Origin of the sequence: Allochromatium tepidum (assembly GCF_018409545.1) — a bacterium.
In the GTDB taxonomy this organism is placed as follows: Bacteria; Pseudomonadota; Gammaproteobacteria; order Chromatiales; family Chromatiaceae; genus Thermochromatium; species Thermochromatium tepidum_A.
The window spans coordinates 594,678-612,943 of sequence record NZ_AP024563.1 but is presented as its reverse complement, the minus strand read 5'-3'; the positions used below and the strand labels follow the sequence as shown (position 1 = coordinate 612,943).

At 62.4% G+C, this 18,266-nt stretch carries 15 protein-coding genes and 6 pseudogenes; 6 read left to right on the top strand and 15 right to left on the bottom strand.

Annotation, left to right across the window (positions count from 1 at the left end):
- Window positions 1–51 precede the first annotated feature (51 nt).
- The 3 genes from chlG to Atep_RS02890 all read left to right on the top strand — a co-directional run bounded on the left by chlG (window position 52) and on the right by Atep_RS02890 (window position 2,566).
- Window positions 52–966: a chlorophyll synthase ChlG gene (chlG, locus tag Atep_RS02900; RefSeq protein ID WP_213380197.1), complete on the top strand. Its 915-nt coding sequence runs from the start codon at window positions 52–54 to the stop codon at window positions 964–966.
- Between the two features lie 122 nt (window positions 967–1,088).
- Window positions 1,089–2,282, top strand: coding sequence for a geranylgeranyl diphosphate reductase (locus Atep_RS02895; protein WP_213380196.1), 1,194 nt, complete (start codon window positions 1,089–1,091; stop codon window positions 2,280–2,282).
- Window positions 2,279–2,566: a hypothetical protein gene (locus Atep_RS02890; protein ID WP_213380195.1), complete on the top strand. Its 288-nt coding sequence runs from the start codon at window positions 2,279–2,281 to the stop codon at window positions 2,564–2,566. The genes Atep_RS02895 and Atep_RS02890 overlap by 4 nt, the downstream gene beginning before the upstream one ends.
- Window positions 2,567–2,894: 328 nt before the next feature.
- Here Atep_RS02890 and Atep_RS02885 read toward each other — a convergent pair whose 3' ends face one another.
- Window positions 2,895–3,644 carry a transposase gene (locus tag Atep_RS02885; RefSeq protein ID WP_213380194.1) on the bottom strand — a complete coding sequence of 250 codons (750 nt, stop codon included), beginning with the start codon at window positions 3,642–3,644 and terminating at the stop codon, window positions 2,895–2,897.
- A gap of 229 nt (window positions 3,645–3,873) precedes the next feature.
- On the opposite strand from Atep_RS02885, the gene Atep_RS02880 reads away from it, so the two are divergent.
- Together Atep_RS02880 and Atep_RS02875 are read left to right on the top strand one after the other, a co-directional pair.
- Window positions 3,874–4,257, top strand: coding sequence for a hypothetical protein (locus Atep_RS02880; RefSeq protein ID WP_213380193.1), 384 nt, complete (start codon window positions 3,874–3,876; stop codon window positions 4,255–4,257).
- Complete coding sequence (locus Atep_RS02875; RefSeq protein WP_213380192.1) at window positions 4,193–4,936, top strand: hypothetical protein; 744 nt, start codon at window positions 4,193–4,195, stop codon at window positions 4,934–4,936. Before Atep_RS02880 ends, Atep_RS02875 begins: the two co-directional genes overlap by 65 nt.
- A 76-nt stretch (window positions 4,937–5,012) precedes the next feature.
- Here Atep_RS02875 and Atep_RS02870 read toward each other — a convergent pair.
- From Atep_RS02870 to Atep_RS02840, 8 genes and pseudogenes are all read right to left on the bottom strand, one after another.
- Window positions 5,013–5,445: pseudogene (locus tag Atep_RS02870) on the bottom strand (IS982 family transposase); the annotation flags it as partial.
- Between the two features lie 236 nt (window positions 5,446–5,681).
- A complete protein-coding gene (locus Atep_RS02865; RefSeq protein ID WP_236786642.1) occupies window positions 5,682–6,323 on the bottom strand; it encodes a DNA-processing protein DprA in 642 nt (213 codons plus the stop codon).
- Between the two features lie 198 nt (window positions 6,324–6,521).
- A complete protein-coding gene (locus Atep_RS02860; protein ID WP_213380190.1) occupies window positions 6,522–7,016 on the bottom strand; it encodes a SprT-like domain-containing protein in 495 nt (164 codons plus the stop codon).
- 24 nt (window positions 7,017–7,040) lie between these two features.
- On the bottom strand, window positions 7,041–7,613 hold the full coding sequence (locus Atep_RS02855) for a hypothetical protein (RefSeq protein ID WP_213380189.1): 573 nt from the start codon (window positions 7,611–7,613) through the stop codon (window positions 7,041–7,043).
- 63 nt (window positions 7,614–7,676) lie between these two features.
- Window positions 7,677–9,869 (bottom strand): SF1B family DNA helicase RecD2, encoded by a 2,193-nt coding sequence (gene recD2 / locus Atep_RS02850; RefSeq protein WP_213380188.1) that lies wholly within the window; start codon window positions 9,867–9,869, stop codon window positions 7,677–7,679.
- 45 nt (window positions 9,870–9,914) lie between these two features.
- A pseudogene (locus tag Atep_RS17055) lies at window positions 9,915–10,234 on the bottom strand (IS982 family transposase); the annotation flags it as partial.
- Window positions 10,156–10,676: pseudogene (locus tag Atep_RS02845) on the bottom strand (integrase core domain-containing protein); the annotation flags it as partial. The pseudogenes Atep_RS17055 and Atep_RS02845, both read right to left, overlap by 79 nt.
- A gap of 27 nt (window positions 10,677–10,703) precedes the next feature.
- Window positions 10,704–11,258, bottom strand: a pseudogene (locus Atep_RS02840) (integrase core domain-containing protein); the annotation flags it as partial.
- Window positions 11,259–11,636: 378 nt separating this feature from the next.
- Here Atep_RS02840 and Atep_RS02835 point away from each other — a divergent pair.
- Window positions 11,637–12,692, top strand: coding sequence for a glycosyltransferase family 4 protein (locus tag Atep_RS02835; protein WP_213380187.1), 1,056 nt, complete (start codon window positions 11,637–11,639; stop codon window positions 12,690–12,692).
- Window positions 12,693–12,746: 54 nt separating this feature from the next.
- On the opposite strand, the gene Atep_RS02830 is transcribed toward Atep_RS02835, so the two are convergent.
- From Atep_RS02830 to Atep_RS02805, 6 genes and pseudogenes are all read right to left on the bottom strand, one after another.
- Window positions 12,747–13,781, bottom strand: a complete 1,035-nt coding sequence (locus tag Atep_RS02830; RefSeq protein ID WP_213380186.1) for a glycosyltransferase family 2 protein — start codon at window positions 13,779–13,781, stop codon at window positions 12,747–12,749.
- Between the two features lie 270 nt (window positions 13,782–14,051).
- Complete coding sequence (locus Atep_RS02825) at window positions 14,052–14,972, bottom strand: FkbM family methyltransferase (RefSeq protein ID WP_213380185.1); 921 nt, start codon at window positions 14,970–14,972, stop codon at window positions 14,052–14,054.
- Between the two features lie 62 nt (window positions 14,973–15,034).
- Window positions 15,035–16,321, bottom strand: a complete 1,287-nt coding sequence (locus tag Atep_RS02820; RefSeq protein ID WP_213380184.1) for an oligosaccharide flippase family protein — start codon at window positions 16,319–16,321, stop codon at window positions 15,035–15,037.
- 4 nt (window positions 16,322–16,325) lie between these two features.
- Complete coding sequence (locus Atep_RS02815) at window positions 16,326–17,459, bottom strand: glycosyltransferase family 4 protein (RefSeq protein WP_213380183.1); 1,134 nt, start codon at window positions 17,457–17,459, stop codon at window positions 16,326–16,328.
- A gap of 4 nt (window positions 17,460–17,463) precedes the next feature.
- Window positions 17,464–17,652: pseudogene (locus tag Atep_RS02810) on the bottom strand (hypothetical protein); the annotation flags it as partial.
- A gap of 8 nt (window positions 17,653–17,660) precedes the next feature.
- Window positions 17,661–18,221 (bottom strand): annotated as a pseudogene (locus Atep_RS02805) (integrase core domain-containing protein); the annotation flags it as partial.
- Window positions 18,222–18,266: the final 45 nt, after the last annotated feature.

Genomic DNA, 18,266 nt, shown 5'->3' with positions numbered 1-18,266 from the left:
GGAATCGGGCGATGCACGGATCAAACCGCACCCAAGACAGGTTTCCCCCGCATGAATCAGACCACGGTCATCGCGACCCGGACCTATCCCGAGCCCAAGGCCATTCTCGAAGTCCTGCATCCCATCACCTGGTTCCCGCCGATGTGGGCCTTCACCTGCGGTGTGGTCTCCTCGGGCGCGCCGATCCTGGAGCAGTGGCGGCTGCTGATCGCCGGCATCATCCTGGCCGGGCCGCTGATGTGCGCCACCAGTCAGGTCGTCAACGACTGGTACGACCGTGATGTCGACGCCATCAATGAGCCGGATCGTCCGATTCCGTCCGGGCGCATCCCCGGTCGCTGGGGCTTCTATCTGTCGCTGATCTGGACGGCAGTCTCGCTGGCGCTGGCCTATGTGCTCGGCCCCTGGGTGTTCGGCATGGCGCTGATCGGCATGGCCATCGCATGGGGCTACAGCGCCCCGCCCTTCCGCTTCAAGGGCAACGGCTGGTGGGGCAATCTGGCCGCCGGCATCTCCTATGAGGGCCTGGCCTGGGTCACGGGCGCGGCGGTCATGATCGGCGGCGCCCTGCCCGGCTGGGAGATCCTGGTGCTGGCGCTGCTCTACAGTCTCGGCGCCCACGGCATCATGACGCTCAACGACTTCAAGGCCATCGAGGGCGACATCGAAATGGGCGTGCGCTCGCTGCCGGTCCAGCTCGGCGTCGAAAAGGCGGCCTGGTGGGCCTGTATCGTTATGGGTCTGCCGCAGGCGGTCGTGGTCGCGCTGCTGCTCTCCTGGGACAAGCCGGCCCATGCCGGCGCCGTCGGCGTGGTGCTGCTGATCCAGGTCGCCCTGATGGTCCGTTTCCTCGCCAAGCCGGTCGAACGCGCCGTCTGGTTCAGCGGACTGGGCGTGACCGTCTATGTCACCGGCATGATGATCAGCGCCTTCGCCGTGCGCGGGCTGATGACGGCGGCCGGCTGACCCTTGAATAGACAGGATTCACAGGATTTCTCAGGATGGACAGGATTTTCTAATCCATTGTTTTGATTCCTGTAAATCCTGTCCATTTCTTCATATCAAACGCTCCAGCAACGAGATTCCCCATGTCCAACCTCGAAACCTTCGACGTCGTCGTGATCGGCGGCGGACCGGCCGGCGCGACCGCCGCCAATGATCTGGCCAAGGCGGGCCGCTCGGTGTGCCTGCTCGACCGCGCCGGGCGCATCAAGCCCTGCGGCGGCGCCATTCCGCCCCAGGCCATGCGCGACTTCGATCTGCCCGAATCGGTCCTGGCCAACCGCGTCAATTCGGCGCGCATGATCTCGCCTTCGGACCGCAAGGTGGATATGCCGATCCAGAACGGTTACGTGGGTCTGGTCGACCGGGAGCACTTCGATGAGTGGCTGCGGGCGCGTGCCGCCGAGTCCGGCGCGACCCGTCGTACCGGCACCTTCGAGAAGATCGAGCGCGATACGGACGGGACGGCGATCGTCGTCTACCGTCCCGGCCAGGGGCGCAACGATTCGCCGAGCGAGCAGATCCGGGCGCGTGCCGTCATCGGCGCCGACGGGGCCAATTCATTCGTCGGCAAGCACTATGTTCCGGGCTATGAGACGGTCAAGTATGTCTCGGCCTATCACGAAATCCTGCGCACCCCGCCCGGTTTCGACGGCAACAGCCGTTGCGACGTCTACTACCAGGGCGACATCTCGCCGGACTTCTACGGCTGGGTCTTCCCGCATGGCGATACGATCAGCGTCGGCGTGGGCACGGCCGTTCCGGGCTTCTCGCTGCGCGCGGCCTGCACTGAGTTGAGCCGTCGCGCCGGTCTGGCCGATGCCGAGATCCTGCGTCGCGAGGGTGCGCCGATTCCGCTCGAACCGCTCAAGTGCTGGGACAACGGGCGCGACATCCTACTGGCGGGCGATGCGGCGGGCGTGGTCGCTCCGGCCTCGGGCGAGGGCATCTATTACGCCATGATGGGCGGACGGCTGGCGGCGCAGGCGGTCGACGAGTTCTGTCGCACCGGCGACCCCAAGGCGCTCAAGCAGGCGCGCAAGCGCTTCATGAAGGACCACGGCAAGGTGTTCTGGGTGCTGGGCATCATGCAGCGCTTCTGGTACTCCAGCGACAAGCGTCGTGAGCGGTTCGTCAGTCTGTGCGCCGACCCGGACATCCAATATCTGACCTGGGAGGCCTACATGAACAAGCGTCTGGTCAAGGCGCGTCCGGGTGCACATCTGCGGATCTTCTTCAAGGACATGGCCCATCTGCTGGGGCTGGTGTCTCCGCGTTGAGCGAGCTGTTTGCTAGCGGTCGGATCATCGATCTGATCCTGGTGCTGATCGTGGTCGAGGGTCTGGTATTGGCCCTCGTGCACCGGCGCACCGGGCGAGGGCTTCCGCCCTCGGATCTGATCGGCTTTCTGCTGTCGGGGTTCCTGCTGATGCTGGCGCTACGGGCGGCGTTGGTGGGGGCTTGGTGGGGCTGGGTGAGTCTGGCCCTGACCGGGGCGCTCGTCACCCATCTGGCCGATTTGGCCTGGCGCTGGCGGCGGGCGGGGCGGCGTCCGTCCGTCTGAATTCCGGCCACTTACGACACGCGAACGTGACCGGTCGGTCGGTCTAAGCTAGAATCTCATCTACGTCCCCGTAGCTCAGCAGGATAGAGCATCCGCCTCCTAAGTTTGCATGGGCACCAAGGCGGAAAACCCCTTGTGTGAATCTGCTCAAATTCAGGGAAACCTCAGCACGTCATGGTGGTGGCAATCCTGAGCCAAGCCCATTGATGGGACGGTGCAGAGACTTGACGGGCAGCACCTAAGGGTCATTGCCTAGGGTGAAGGGAAAGTCCAGACCACAAACAGCCTTTGACTGGTAGCGAAAGCTATAGTGGTATGAAGCGGAAGGTCACAGGTTCGAATCCTGTCGGGGACGCCATATCTTTGGCGTTGGTGCATAAACCCGCCGAGACCCGCTAAAGTCTTGGGTTGTCCGTACCATTGCACGGTTGTCGGCGCGCCCTGGGTCCGGGCCTCCTCCAGGCGCGTGCTCAGTTTCTCCAGCGCCGCGCCCTTCTTGGGCTTGGGTCCACGCCGCCCCGGGACCGGGGCGGCGGGAAAGGTAAACAAGACGGGCATCCAGACGCAGGCGCGAGACCAGGGTGACGTTGACCCGCAACGCTTCCAAGCCCAGCTGCACGCCGGCGTAGGCCCCATCGCCGACCAACACCCAGCGCCGATGCTGGAGCCAACGGGCCACCAGGCTCACCATCCCAATGGTCAGCTCCACCGTCGTGCGATGCCGGCGCTCGGCGGCCTCGTTGGCCCGCTGCGAGGGGGCCAGGCGCGTGAGAAACGGCAGCGCCCACGGCCGATCGCTCCAGGGCACCGGTACCAGCAGCGCCATACAGATCCACTGCACCCCCAGGCACGTCACTACCCGGCTGTGACTGGAGCGCACCGCGTCGCGATACATCCCCTTGGCCCAAATCTGCGCCCCTTTGCGCCGCTCCAGCGTCTCGTCGACCACCACCGTACGCGGCCCTGGCGCCAACAGCGTTCCGGCCGGCAACACTTGCACATGCACCCACGTCGGGTTGGTAAACAGGCAGGCAAACGGCTGTAAAACCGCTACAATCGAGGCCGGCAGAGGACTCATCGGCACACATCGCTTGTGTTTTGGTCGACATCAAACGATACCGTCTATGTCCCGCTATCGCTCTGCACTCTGTCACCATCGGCTCGGGCACCGCTCAGCCCTCCGCTTGGGCGCAAAAATGGCCAAAGTCGAGTTATTGAACTTTGGACAAAGTGTCCTACCAGCCGGCAAAAATCGTTCGCTCACGTACAGTTGGAGTAGACAGATCCTCTGCAGAGGAGAGCGAACGATGACCACTTCCCTGTTGAAAGATGGCCTGGAATCGCTCCCGCGTTTCCGCCGACGCCTCTACGAGCACCTTGGCGCACGCCGTGACGCCTGCCTCAATCTACTCGATAGCTTGTGCACCAACACCCAGGCCCGTTCGGTGGTCGAGCGGAGTTTGAACCCGGCCTTCGACACCACCGCCATGGCCGTGGCGGCCTCACAGATGGCCGCTGTGCCGGCCGATCCCGCCCAACCCTATGCAACGGCGTTGAGCGTGCAGGTGGCCGACTCCCACTACAGCCACGCGGCGTATCGGCATGCGCTCCGTGCCTGCTCCACTCATGTCGTCATCGCCCGGCGCGCCCGCCACCGACGGCGCGTGCGGGCATCCGATCCGGTATGGTGAGACCTTTCGCCTCGCCGCCCCCGAGACCTGGGGCAGTCCCTCCCAGAGCGCCGAATGGTCTGATCAGACCGCCTCCGGACGGGCGATTCGCCTTACGCTGGAGCGCCGGAATGCCCGGTTGATGCGCGGACATCGCGACAGCCCCATGCAGGACCACCCCTTCGATGGGGTCCGTTGCCGTGTCTTCGACGCCCAGACCGGGCGCGCGCTTTTCAAGCGCCCACTCCGGCTGAGCGTGATGGGCCAACGCCGCGCCGAACTGTCCCGGCAACAGATTGAACCGGCCTACCGCCAACGCTTCGATCGGGAGCACTTCTTCCGCTTCGGCACAAATCACCTGCTCCTCGACCGCTTTCAAACCCCCGACCTCACCCACGAAGAGCACGGGTGGCCGCGCGTCTGCCTGGCCTACGTCCAGTTATGGCTCACCGCCCCGCCGGCCGGCGATCGGCCCAGACCGTGGGAGCGTTTCCTCCCCAAACCGCTCGCCGACACCCGCCTCTCACCGGCCCGTGCGCAGCGCGACTTCGCACGCCTTATTCGTCAGATCGGCACACCGGCCCGCCCTCCCAAACGCCGGGGTATCTCCCCAGCCCGGATCAAAGGCACGCCAGGCCAGAGACGGCCACGGCCCCCGATCGTCTTCAAGCGCCAACCGAGGCTCACCGCGACGGCTTGATCAGATATATACCACGAAACGTTTCAAGAAAGCCTGCTGGGCGTCGGGGAGAAGCGTGTTTTTGTCCAAAGTCCAGTTTAGCCGCACAGTGACCATAATCGGCCACCGCCGAGAACCGCACACAGCGTCGCGCGCGGGTGATCACACAGACGGGCACCGGAAAGCCGTCAACGAGATGCACCGGATCGTCCATGGCCCCCAAGTCACGGCTCAAACGCTCCTGAAGCGCTTGCGTGGCCACCCGGAGGTTGGCCGCTTGGCGTGCAAAACCGCTGCGCGACCTCAGCCCCGGAAACCCGGCCGCCCAGTGTTGGCGGAAATACGCCCAGATTCCCACGTCGGTGTCATAACCGAGAAACTCGCCGACGACCACCGGCGTGATCGCCTCGCTATCACTGAGCTGGGGGGGCAAACCCACGCTGACGCAGGTACCTTGTCGGTCCCAACCACTCCTTGAGTTGATCGTCTACCCAGCCATACACCACGATGATAAAGTCTTCCAGCGACATGGCCGCCTCCCGAACGCCTCTGAGGTGAGTGGATCCTCTTCTCAGCGTAGTTCAGAAGGCCTTGTCGCTCCAACCAGACGTCAAGCATCCACACAGGCCGTTAAAAAGTCGCACATCGGGTTAAGTAGCCCTCAAGACTCGCGACGCAGCAGACCTTGGTGGCGGTAGCGGATCAAACAGAAAGCACAGTGACAAATGAAGCGATCGAAGTAGCGAGCAACGAACAGAAGGGGAGTTCAGAAGGGAACGGCGGCATCGAGTACCGGCGTCAGCCGAGACGGCAAGGCTTCCAGGAAATCGGGCAGCGTCGCATCGCTCAGAATCTGAGCGCCATGATCGAGCATCTTCGACGGCCGGCGGAGCGCCGGATCATCGGCCAGAGCGCGCGTGATGTAGAGCAGCCGCCCCAGACGAAGCGCCTCCCAGCCCTGGGACAGCGAGCCGCTGGTCTCACCGGCCTCGACGATCATCGTGGCATCCGAGATCAGGGCCATCGTGCGGTTGCGCTGGGGAAAGTGAAAACGCTGGGTCTTGGTGCCCGGCGCAAACTGCGAGATCAGCAGATGCTCGGCGGCGATACGTGCCTGGAGCAATTCGTTCTCGCGCGGATAGGAAGGATCCAGCGGTGTGCCGATCACGCCGACGGTCCGGCCACCCGCCGCGATGGTGGCGGTGTGAGCCGCCGTGTCGATCCCAAGCGCAAGCCCCGAGACCACGACGATTCCCTCACCGGCCAGACGACGCGCGAGCTTGCGGGCACGGGCCAAACCTTCGGGCGACGCCTGCCGCGAGCCGACGATCGACACCCGCGCGCCCGTCTCCAGGATGGCGGGATCGCCCGCAACATAGAACCGCTCGGGCGCGTACTGGCGTTCGATCGGGTTGAGCGGGCCGAGCAGTTGGCTCGTTGGGCCTGTTCGCGGGCCTCCTGAGCGCAGACGGGCGAGTCGGTCTGGGCGAGTGCGCTACCAGTCCCGCCAAGCATCAGGATCGAGAGGGCCGGCGGCCAACGGACAGACTGAATCATCGTGAACATGCTCGAACGCTTGCGCTGTGGTTTGAAGATGGAGCCGAGTCTATCCCGTCGTCTTTACCCGCTCCAGGCGCAACGTCCCGCGTGTCTCGGGCCGTCCGCGCAGATGGCGCTGCGGCAGCGAGTCGAGAAAGGCGCGCGCCGGGCGGCGGTGATAGTGCCGGATCACCTGCTCCCGGCCATCGACGAGGGCCACCAGCACATAGCGCGCCGGCAGGGGTTCGGTCTCGGGTGAGGCCGCGCGCGAGCCGGCGATGTGCGTGCAGCCGACCCGCTCGGCCCAGGCTCGCCAGCGCGGACCATGCCCGGCACGGGGACCGGCGAGCGCATGGGCGATCTCGTGGCGAATGGTGTTGAGAATGAGCGCCGGATCCGGCTCACGCGCGGTCAGCAGCGCCGAGAGCTCGATCCGGCGTCGATCGTAACGGCACAACCCATGCGCCCGGCGGCGACGGTTCCAGCCGAATGACCAGTCGGCGAGTTGGGGAAAGCGACACAGTTCGCGCTGAGCTAGGACTTCGGCGGCGTGTAGCTCCATCGTGCGGGCGCGATCCGGCTTTCGCTACTCGTCCTCCCCAAGGCACTGCAGCAACCGATTCAACAGTTCCGGTCGATCCGCCAGTTTGGTTTGCAGCGCACTTCGGAATGAAGTCGATGGATTATCGGGAAAATGACACCAGCCATTGTGAAATCCTTTGAGCCAGGAGACCAACGCACAGGTGTCATCCATATCCAGTGGATCGAGCGCAGGATTGGCCCCATTATCCAACCACGATAGCCATCCTTCGCTAAAAATTTCACTCAGGCTTTTTTTCCGCCGACGTGCGGCACGGCGTCTCTTCAATTTCTCGGGATCGGCGACCGGTGCGGGATCGGCGACCGGGGGTGCCGAGAGCGCCAATTGTTCCAGGGCATATTGAACCGGATAGGGTGCCGATTTGGCCGATGCCACCTCGCGATCGGCCAGGTAGGCGCTCAGAAGTCGTTCACCGATACCGATAGACGTTGCCGCCGCCCGTTGAGTCAGACCGGATCGCTGGATTAGCGTGCGCAGATAGGCAGGATCCGGATTATGGAGACCGGCATCCGGTCGGGCCGGCGACTGACTGTCAGCCTCTGTTGCGGTTTCATTCACAGCACGATTCTCCTTCAATCCACGTCAAATAGAACAGCCTCGACCTCATCAAGCCTGATGAGCCTACCAATCGGTTCTATGGCTGTCGATCAGGCGCTCGCGGAGCTTGGTCAGCCGCCCCGCTCCGGTCTGCTTGACCGCCATCGCCAGCGCGCGCGGCTGGGCGATGAGCACCACCAGCCGCCGGCCGCGTGTGACCGCCGTGTAGAGCAGATTGCGCTGCAACAGGGTGTAGTGTTGGGTGGCCAGCGGAATGACCACCGCCGGATATTCCGACCCCTGGGACTTGTGGATGCTGGTGGCATAGGCCAGCGCGAGCGCATCGAGCTCGCCGGTCTCATACACCACCGGCCGGCCCTCGAAATCGATGACCACCTCGCCCTCTTCCAGGTCGATGGAGATCACGCGCCCGATGTCGCCGTTGAACACTTCCTTGTCGTAGTCGTTGACCAGCTGGATCACCTTGTCGCCCGGCGCATAGGTCCAGCCGAAGCGCTCCAGGCGCGGCTGGGTCGTCGGATTGAGCGCCGCTTGCAGCGCGCCGTTGAGGGCACGCGCCCCGAGTCCGCCCCGGTTCATCGGGGTCAAGACCTGGATGTCGGCCACCGGATCGAGACCGAAGCGCTCGGGCAGCCGCTCGGTGACAACATGCAGCAGGGTATCGTGAATGGCTTCGGGGGTGTCGCGGCGGATGAGGAAAAAATCGCTCTCCGGGCGCTCGGGATCGGGATCCTCGGGGAACTGCCCGGCATTGATGCGATGGGCGTTGACGACGATGCGCGAGGCTTCGGCCTGACGGAAGATCTCGGTCAGGCGTGCTGTGACCACGGCCCCGGAGGCGATCAGATCGGCGAGCACCGCGCCCGGACCGACCGACGGCAGCTGATCGACATCGCCGACCAGCAGTACCCCGGCGTGATCGGGCACGGCGCGCAGCAACTGGTTCATCAGGTTCACATCGACCATCGACACCTCATCGACCACCAGCAGGTCCAGATCGAGCGGATTGTCGGCGGTGTGCTTGAAGCCGAAGGTCTCGGGATCGAATTCCAGCAGGCGGTGAATCGTGCGCGCCTCACGCCCGGTCGACTCACTCAACCGCTTGGCCGCGCGTCCGGTCGGCGCACAGAGACGCACCCGCGTGTGCTTGGCCTGAAGCAGGAGCAGGAGGCTGTTGACCACCGTGGTCTTGCCGACGCCGGGGCCGCCGGTGAGGATCGCGACCTTGGCCGCGAGCACGCGGGCGATGGCCGCGCGCTGGGCGTCCGAGAGCTGCAACCCGGTGCGCTGCTCGACCCAGGGCCACGCCCGGTCGGTCTGGATGCGGCCCCAGGGCGGATCGCCGGCCTGGAGCCGGGCCACATGCCGGGCCACACCCAGTTCGGCGCGCTGGAGCGGTGTCAGAAAGAGCGCGGGACGCTCGGTGATCGACTCAGCGATCAGGCGCTCTTCGGCCAATTCGGCGTCGATGGCCTGCTCGATCAGCGGCGCCGGGATCTCCAGCAGGGTCGCGGCCTGCGCGATCAGCGCCTCACGCCACGCGGCGCAGTGACCATTGCCGGCGATCTCCTGGAGCACATGGCGCACTCCGGCCTGAGCGCGCATCAGCGAGTCGCGCGGGATACCGAGCCGTTCGGCCAGACTGTCGGCGGTCTTGAAGCCGATGCCGTGGATGTCGAGGGCGAGCCGGTAGGGATTTTCACGCACCCGCTCGACCGACTCCTCGCCATAGGTCTTGTAGATGCGCACCGCCCGCGCCGTGCCGATCCCATGCGATTGCAGGAACACCATGATCGCGCGGATCACCTTCTGCTCGGCCCACGCCCGTGTGACCCGCTCCTGACGCTTCGGCCCGATTCCGGGCAGCGTGCGCAGCCGCTCGGGCTCCTGCTCGATGACCTCGAACACCGACTCGCCGAAAGCGCGCACCAGGGTCTTGGCGAAATGCGGCCCGATGCCCTTGACCATCCCCGACCCCAGATACTTTTCGATCCCGTCCAGGGTGCTGGGCGGGACGATCCGCAACTGCTGGGCCTTGAACTGCAAGCCGTACCGGCGATCGGTGATCCACTGGCCTTCGGCCTCCAGATACTCCCCGGCCGTGACACTGGCCGCCGAACCGACCACCGTCATCAGCTCGCGTTCGCCGCGCACCTTCACCCGCAGCACGCAAAAGCCGGTCTCGGCGCTGTGGAAGGTCACGCGCTCAATGGCGCCGGTCAGGCGCTCGGGCGCGGGGGTGGCGGTCGCGGGCATGGTGCAGGTGTTCCGGAGATCAATTTAAACGCGATGCGCGACTTTCTATCCGACTGTAATCAAGCCCTCGAACTGTAGATCGGGGCGCCCCAGGGAGCGATTGATCCAGATGGCCGGCGTATGCGCGAGCACCTTACGGGCCATCCGCGCGGTCAAATGCCGGAGCGGAGATCAAGCGCCCGGACGGTTTGGATGTGGAAGCGCTCGGTCAGTTGCCCAATCACGGTTGCGATCCGGCGCCGGGTGCGTTGTAAGTGCGCTACGAACGCCGGATTGCGGGGATCGCTCATGTTGGAGCGGTATGGGGTCTGCAACGCGACATGGACCTCGGCCGGATCGGCGCGCAGCGCGGCGCTGAGATAACCCAAGTGTCAAGTCCCCGGAGATTGTGACACGCTTTTTGAAGCGTTCAGGGCGTTTCTCGCGCCGGTCCTTGAGTGCCTGGATCGGGGCGATGTGGCCGAGGGCTTTCTGCGGAAGGTGTTGGTTATAGACTTGAACATAGCGCTTGATGGTCTGGGCTAGCGACTCGGCGGAGTCGAAGCGGGTGGTGGTCAAGACCTCTGAAAGGCGCCCGTTGAAGCGCTCGATCATGCCGTTGGTCTGGGGGGTGCGCGGCTGGATGAGGCGATGTTCGATCGTGTTGGCGGCACAGACCCGATCGAAGCGATGGCGCCCGGTGGGTTCGCGTTCCCCCGTGGCACCGAAGCGGTCGGTGAATTCTTTACCGTTATCGGTCAAGACCTTGGTGATGTTGAACGGGGCCTTGGCGATGAGCCGCTCCAGGAATCCGGCGGCGTTCCGGGCGGTTTTCTCGGGCAGGATCTCGACATAGATGTCAAGCCCCGCGAGATTGCAAACACGTTTTTTGAACGGCTCCGGCCGCTTGGCCTGCCAGTCTTTCAGGGCCTGAACCGGGCTGATGTGGCCAAGGGCCTTTTGGGGAATCCGATGGTTGTACACACGGGCATAGCGAAGCAAGGTCTGTTCAAGTTCTTGAGCGCTCCGGAAGCGGGTGCTCTTGAGGACCTCGGAGATACGTCCGTTGAAGCGTTCGATCATGCCGTTGGTCTTGGGCGTGTAGGGCCGGGTCAGCCGGTGTTCGATGGCGTGTTCTGCGCAGAGCTGATCGAAGGGGTGCCGGCCGGTGGGCTTGCGCTCCCCCGTGGCACAGAATCGATCCGTGAACTCCTGGCCAGTGTCCGTGAGGACCTTCTTGATCGCGAAGGGGGCTTTGTCGATCAGGCGTTTGAGAAACCCCGCAGCGACCTTGGCGGCCTTGCCGGCATGGACCTCCAGATACACCCAGCGCGTCGCCCGGTCGATGGCCGCAAACAGGAAGCGGCCCCGGGCATCGCCCGGCATCCTGGGCAGGTGCTTGACATCCACGGCGTATGGTGTGCCGGCAAACCCCATACTTCCTGGCGAGCACCGAGGTCGGCCAGTCGGAGGCCTGGATCTCCCGGCGGACTTCCGGGGTGGTGCGGGCCTTCTTGTGGAGTCGAACCATCATGATGGCTCACGCTCCTATGCAACGCGCGTCTGTGGGGGCTCCTTCTCCGCCCGGACCTCTGCAATCAGCGGCTTGATTACATCCCCGGCATAGAACAAAGGATCGCTCCTTCTTGGTATAGGATCACACGGGACCCGACGCGAAAATCGCAATGACTGGTTGTTTCGCTTGGCGACTTCGGTGCCAGAGCCCATTTTGGATAGATTTGGCTACTGGAATCCAACCTTGATTTACCGGCTATGGAGGGATGAAGCATGACCGCCATCCAACCCGCCGTCTGGTTTCCCGCGATCCGCTGCGGCAGCGGCACCGATGTCTTCACCGAGCGCCTTTGCGCCGGCTTGAACGCGCTTGGCATTCGGGCCGAAATCACCTGGCTGCCGCACCGCGCCGAATATGCGCCGTGGTCGGTGCCGGTGCCCAAGCCGCCGGCATGGGCAAACGTCGTGCACGTCAACTCCTGGCTGCCGCCGCGCTTCATCCCACGCGACCTTCCGGTGGTGACCACGCTCCACTCCTGCGTGCACGATCCGGCGCTTATCTCTTACAAAACACCGGCGCGGCGCCTTTACCACGCCCTGTGGGTCAAAGCGATCGAACGCGCCAACCTCGCCCGCGCCCGCTGCATTACCGCCGTAAGCCACTACACGGCACAAGCCGCCCAGGCCGCTTTCGGTGTGCGCGACATTACCGTCATCCACAACGGCGTCGATACCGAGCGGTTTCATCCGGTAGAGCGATTGGTGCCTCACCGCCCCTTTCGCCTGCTCTACGTGGGCAATTGGGACGTGCGTAAAGGCGTTGACCTCTTCGCTCCCATCATGACGGCGCTGGGCCCTGAGTTTGAACTCTGCACCACCGCCGACCGGCGCGGCGCGCATTTGCGGTACGCACTGCCAAGCAACTGCCGCTCTCTCGGCCGCCTTGCTGGTAACGATTTGGTGCGCACGTACCAAGAGGCTGACGCCTTACTGTTTCCCAGCCGGCTGGAGGGGCTTCCGCTGACGGTCATCGAGGCGATGGCTTGCGGAGTGCCGGTGATTGCCGCGCGCTGCAGCTCGTTGCCGGAGGTGGTCGCGGATGGGGAAACGGGCTTGCTTTGTCCAGTGGATGATGCCTCGGCGTTTGTTGCTGCGGTGCGCATCTTGGCGCAAGACAAGGAACACTGGAGGGCGATGCGCCAGGCAGCGCGTGAGTCGGCTAGTACGCACTTCGCCGCCACAATGCAAATTGAAAGGTGGGTAAGCCTTTATGACCACATAATCGACAAAAACTCCATGCCTGACGAGACGGCGCCGCGCGAAAACTGACTAACACTGACTCTCTCATGGAGTGACACAAGGCGTCTCAAAAAAGCGTCAGCATCACCCGCCGCTACCAGCAAGAGGCTCCAACCAGCGGTAGGGGGCTGATCGGTAGCGCAAGCGGAGCTGACACAGCCCCCACAACATGCGACGCCTTTGCGGGCTAATGTCGCTCGCCAATGGCATGCTATTCCAGACTTCAAATGCAGGTGGGCCAAGACCAGCAGCTCGCACCGCACACAGAAACCATTGGCGCGCGAAAACTGTCCGACAATCCTCGGTAAACCAGCCGCTTAGTTTGAGCAGCCACCTACCGGCTTCTTCCAGCGCCGTCAGATCCTTTATAGGTATTGGCTCGCGCAGACTTACATGGATCGCCGCTTCTCGACTGTCATAGCTTACGGGAAACTGGGAAAGATACTGGGCTCGAATTCGCTTCGCGGATTCGACTTGTGCAGCGTTGTAACGCCGTGACACTTGCTGAGCTGACAGGGTGTAGTCAAGTAATACCTCCGGCACGTTGCCAAAGCGAGTGTGTTCGATCAAGCGCACCCATAGCTCATAATCTTCTGCGTGCGGCACGTCTGTTCGATAACCTCCGTGCTGCAGCAATAGACTCCGCACCATCATCACTGAGGGGTGGAGAAGCGGCGGCTGGAACAACAACTCCGCACGGATCAGCTCGTGTGTCTGCGGATAAATGATGCGACTACGCCGCCATCCGGCAACACGCCTACATCCTGTTCCGCAAACGCCCAGTCTATTGGCCTGCATGAAACTCAGTTGCTTCTGGATGCGCTCTGGATAGGCAACGTCGTCATCATCCATCCTAACAATAAAGCGCCCGCGACATTGATTGATCAATCGGTTCAATGCAGTCGCAATGCCGACCGAAACATCCGAATGGAAAAACCGAACCCTAGGATCCTTTTTTGCGAGATCAGCAAGAACCTCTGCGGTATCATCCGTTGAGCCGTCATCGAAGACCAAGATTTCAAGTTTCTGATGCGTCTGGCGGAGCAAGCTCAAAACACTGCGCTTGAGCAACCGACTACGGTTACGGGTCGGCATGATGACGGCGACCAGATCATTCATCAACGGGCACCCTGTCGAACCACTTCTTCAAACAACGCTTCCCATTGGGGAAGAATGCGGGCAGGTGCATAGTGTTTAGCCCGTTCGTATCCAACTTTCATGTAATGCGCGCGAAGTTAAGGTGAGGCAAGGAGCCGCCGCGCAAGCGCCTCTTGGGGCGCCGCTTCATTTTCTTCGGAAATCAGCGATCTGGCACGCACATCCGAGACAAGTTCTCGCACTCTAGAGCTAGAGCGTCACAAAGACAACTATCCTATCGAAACAATCGATTCATTGACGCAGAACAAATGCTGTAATAACTTTAAATTTTCTATTAAGAGAATCATCTTTTAGCTCTTCGATACGACCTTGCCTCAAGGAGCTTCTAGCTCCTTCCGGCAGACTCCAAGGCCAATCGTAATAACGATCAAACCATATTGCACGAGCAAATCCCGCTGAAGCAAGGATATCAAAAATTTCGCCCAACTCATTGTTATCCAGAAACGCGCAGTGCAGCTCTATAAACAGCAATCGTACGCGCTCAAGACTTTTTGCGGCGCCGCGTAGAGCTAAAATCTCTCCGCCCTCAATATCCATTCTTATTACTGTTGGATAAATGCCTGTTTCACCGCAAAAGACATCGATTGTTTTACAGTCAACCGTCGTTTCGTCTACTATATTTAGCACATTAATCTTTCGCAACGAACCCCAATTTGAGACACTAGAAACGAAAAATTTAACAGATCCGACTTCATCCGATATAGCAAGATGCTTAACGCAACACTTAGCCTGAAAGTTTTTGCAATTTTTTTCTGCAATCTGAGATAGTTCCGGGTCTGCCTCAAAGCCATGCACAACACATTGGCCTGAGAGCCAGCCGCTCGCAACGGCGACGTAGTATCCAATATTTGTGCCGACATCGAAAATTATATCTCCAGGATGTAGCAGACACTTATAAATCAAAGTTGCCAAAGGTTCATGAACGCCATAAATGGAGAGCTCCTCTGCAATGCCTGCGCTTCGATCAGGAAGCGTCAATGGAATACCTTCAACTGTTGCTTTCTTATTTTTGACACGGAAGCCACTTAAAATAAGTCTTGCCAATCTACGATATTGACCGAGCAGGTAAAGTCGCAGTAGGTAACCTTTCCATCCCTCCTTTTTGATGCTATCGAAAATTCGTGTCGCTTTATTGAGCAAAAATTTTAACATCAGTTCGCGCCCTTGTTGGGGATAACGAAAAATTTTCTTAGATGGAAAACCTCAATACAACTTTAATCCTGCATAGGTGGCTTCGAGCGATGGGCCCTGACAAGCGCGAGCAACATGAACAATGTCGTTAGGAAATCAGCGCCATAGGTCGCAACTGCGGCACCCTTCCAACCCCAGATCGGAATCCACCAGACTGTTAAAACAATATTAACGACAGCGCCAACAACCGCCGCGAGCATTACGAACACTTGCATACTACATGCGATCAAGATTCTCTGCGACAAAAGGCGCCCTGCCCCAACCATCGGCAACCACGCAAGCCACTGCACCACCGCGACCGCCTCTTCGTACTCTGCGCCGAGTAGCCGCGGCACCAGAGGCGCTGCAAGCGTAAGCCCCATCCCGGCGGCGAGCGCGTAACCCGCAATCGGAAGGGCGATGGCGCGCACTGCTTTGAGTGCCTCAGCCAGGCCTTGTGCGCCGGCGCGAAAGTGGCGCGGGGCGGCCGCGCCGAGAAGCGCTTGCATCGGCAGCGTCACCAGATCGACCAAGCGGTGGCCAGCCGAATAGACCCCGGCGGAATGCAGTGTGGCCAGCGCAGCAAGCAGGAATTTGTCTGCATCGAGATAGAGCTTATGGGCGCTACCCCAGATGGCGAACGGGCTGCCTTCGCGAAGGTAAGCGCGCACCGCCTCGTGCCCAGGTGCTGCTGGAGGACCTAAGTCGCGATAGAGGCGCTGCGACGCATACAAAACGGCGAGAAGGGTTGCCAACAGGTAGAGCATCGCCCAGCTGGGCAGAAGGTCTGTCGGGGCGGTGGCGAGGTAAGCTAAGGTGATCAGCAAGATCGCTGCGATGAGCCGCGCCACCACCGGTACCAGCAAGAGGCGGGCCGCGCGGCCGATGCGCTCGACGCCCTGATAGGCGCTCGCAAACGTTTGCACGAGGGGAAATAGCGCGAGCTCACTGAGCCCCACGAGAGCGATCACCGACCACGGGATTTCATCCAGCAACCAACCGGCAGCCAAAAAATAGGCAACGCCAACGGGAACGAGGCTGATCGCGTAGACCACAAGCGCTGCGCCCAAACTTTTGCGGTAGCAACTGCCGTCGCGCGCGACGTCGCGCATCAAAAGCACGTGGCCGCCCAGACCGACGAATACCCCACAAGCGCCTGCCAAGGCGAGTGTCGCCGAAAACGCGCCGTAACCCTGGCTACCCAAAAGCTGGGCGGTGATCAGGAACACAAGCGCCTGGGCGCCCGAGCGCAGCCCCAGTCCCGCCGACAGGATCGCCGTATGGCGTGCCAAGCGGCCGGGGCGGTAGTTTCTCCACGACGCGGGGATCATCACCTTATCCCTGCAACGCCTGCCACACCGCGGCGCCAAAGTGGGGCCAGGCAAAGCGCGCGGCATAAGCGGTGAGCGCCTCCTCGCGCGGCGGATTGCTCAGCATGTCGAGCACTGCCTGGGCAAACCCCGTCGCGTCCCCGGGCGCGACGAGCCGCCCCGAGAGACCGTCAGCCACGGCGTCCACCACGCCGCCAGTAGCGTAGGCGACGGTGGGCAGCCCGTGCGACGCTGCCTCTACTGCCACCATGCCGAAACCTTCGGGGTCGCCGGGGAGGTCTCTGACGGGAAAGACGTGCACATCGGCGGCGAAAAAGGCCGCAGACAGATCGCTGCCGAATCGGGGCCCCAGCCAGCGGACGTAGTTGCCGACGTTTGCCTGCTCAGCCGCGCGCAGAATCGTCGCCGGCGGCTCGGCGGTGGCGGCCAAGGCGCCCCGCGGCACGTCACCCACGACAAGGAGGCACACATCCGGCTGCACCCGCACGATTTGCGGCAACACCTCAGCGACGAACGGCGCAACACCTTTACGGGTGGTTAGCCGCCCCACGGTCAGCAACACAGGCCGTTCACCCAAGCCATGTTGTTCGCGAAAGCTTGCGCGCAAGCGCGCCCGCTCTTCGGGTGTCGCTGTGGGGAGCTCGACGCCGGGATGGACAATGGCGATCCGCTCCGCTGCGACGCCCACCTCCTGCGCAAGGTCCGCTGTCGCGCGGCTGTTGACGATCACCCGATCGAGGCGGCGAATCGCCGGGAGCCAAAGCGCCCGGTAGAGGGGGTGGCGCACGGCAAGATCAAGGCCGTGGACGTAAGCGGCGGCTTTCGCGTTGGCCGCTTTCGCCGCAGCCAACGCCATCGGGGCGGTGAGGCCGCTACCGGCCAGTACCCAATCGTAGGCACCAGCGCGCGCTTCCTGAAGCGCGGCGGCAAACGCGGCCATAAGAAATCGCGCCAAGGGGTGACCGGCCACTTCCCGAACGGTGACGCCAGGCGGCGCATGAGCAGCCGCGCCCCCAGGGGCGATGACGCGCACCGCAGTGTGTTGGGCAAGTTCCCCAGCCAAGCGATGGTTGAGCCGCTCCATCCCGCCCCAAAGGGGTGGAAAGTTGCGGGTAAGCAGTAAGACGGGTCCAGGCATGGCTTCAGCGGCGTACCTGGATCCGCAAGTTCAATGACCAGTTCCACCCCTTGTCTGGCACTTGGGAATGCGACCTCCGGCAGGTGTAGGTGGCCAAGCTCAGCAGCGCTTGCCCGTTCAGGTTGGCCTGACCGATGAGTGTGGTCTTGGCCAGCCCACCCACGGACTCGATCCAGCCAAAGGCCATCTTGATGAGGAACTTCAAGCTGTGTCAAGCCCCGCGAGATTGCAAACACGTTTTTTGAACAGCTCCGGCCGCTTGGCCTGCCAGTCTTTCAGGGCCTGAACCGGGCTGATGTGGCCAAGGGCCTTTTGGAGAATCCGATGGTTGTACACACGGGCATAGCGAAGCAAGGTCTGTTCAAGTTCTTGAGCGCTCCGGAAGCGGGTGCTCTTGAGGACCTCGCAGATGCGCCCATTGAAGCGCTCGATCATGCCGTTGGTCTTGGGCGTGTAGGGCTGGGTCAGCCGGTGTTCGATGGCGTGTTCTGCGCAGAGCTGATCGAAGGGGTGCCGGCCGGTGGGCTTGCGCTCCCCCGTGGCACAGAATCGATCCGTGAACTCCTGGCCAGTGTCCGTGAGGACCTTCTTGATCGCGAAGGGGGCTTTGTCGATCAGGTGTTTGAGAAACCCCGCGGCGACCCTGGCGGCCTTGCCGGCATGGACCTCCAGATACACCCAGCGCGTCGCCCGGTCGATGGCCGCAAACAGGAAGCGGCCCCGGGCATCGCCCGGCATCCTGGGCAGGTGCTTGACGTCCACGGCGGATGGTGTGCCGGCAAACCCCATACTTCCTGGCGAGCACCG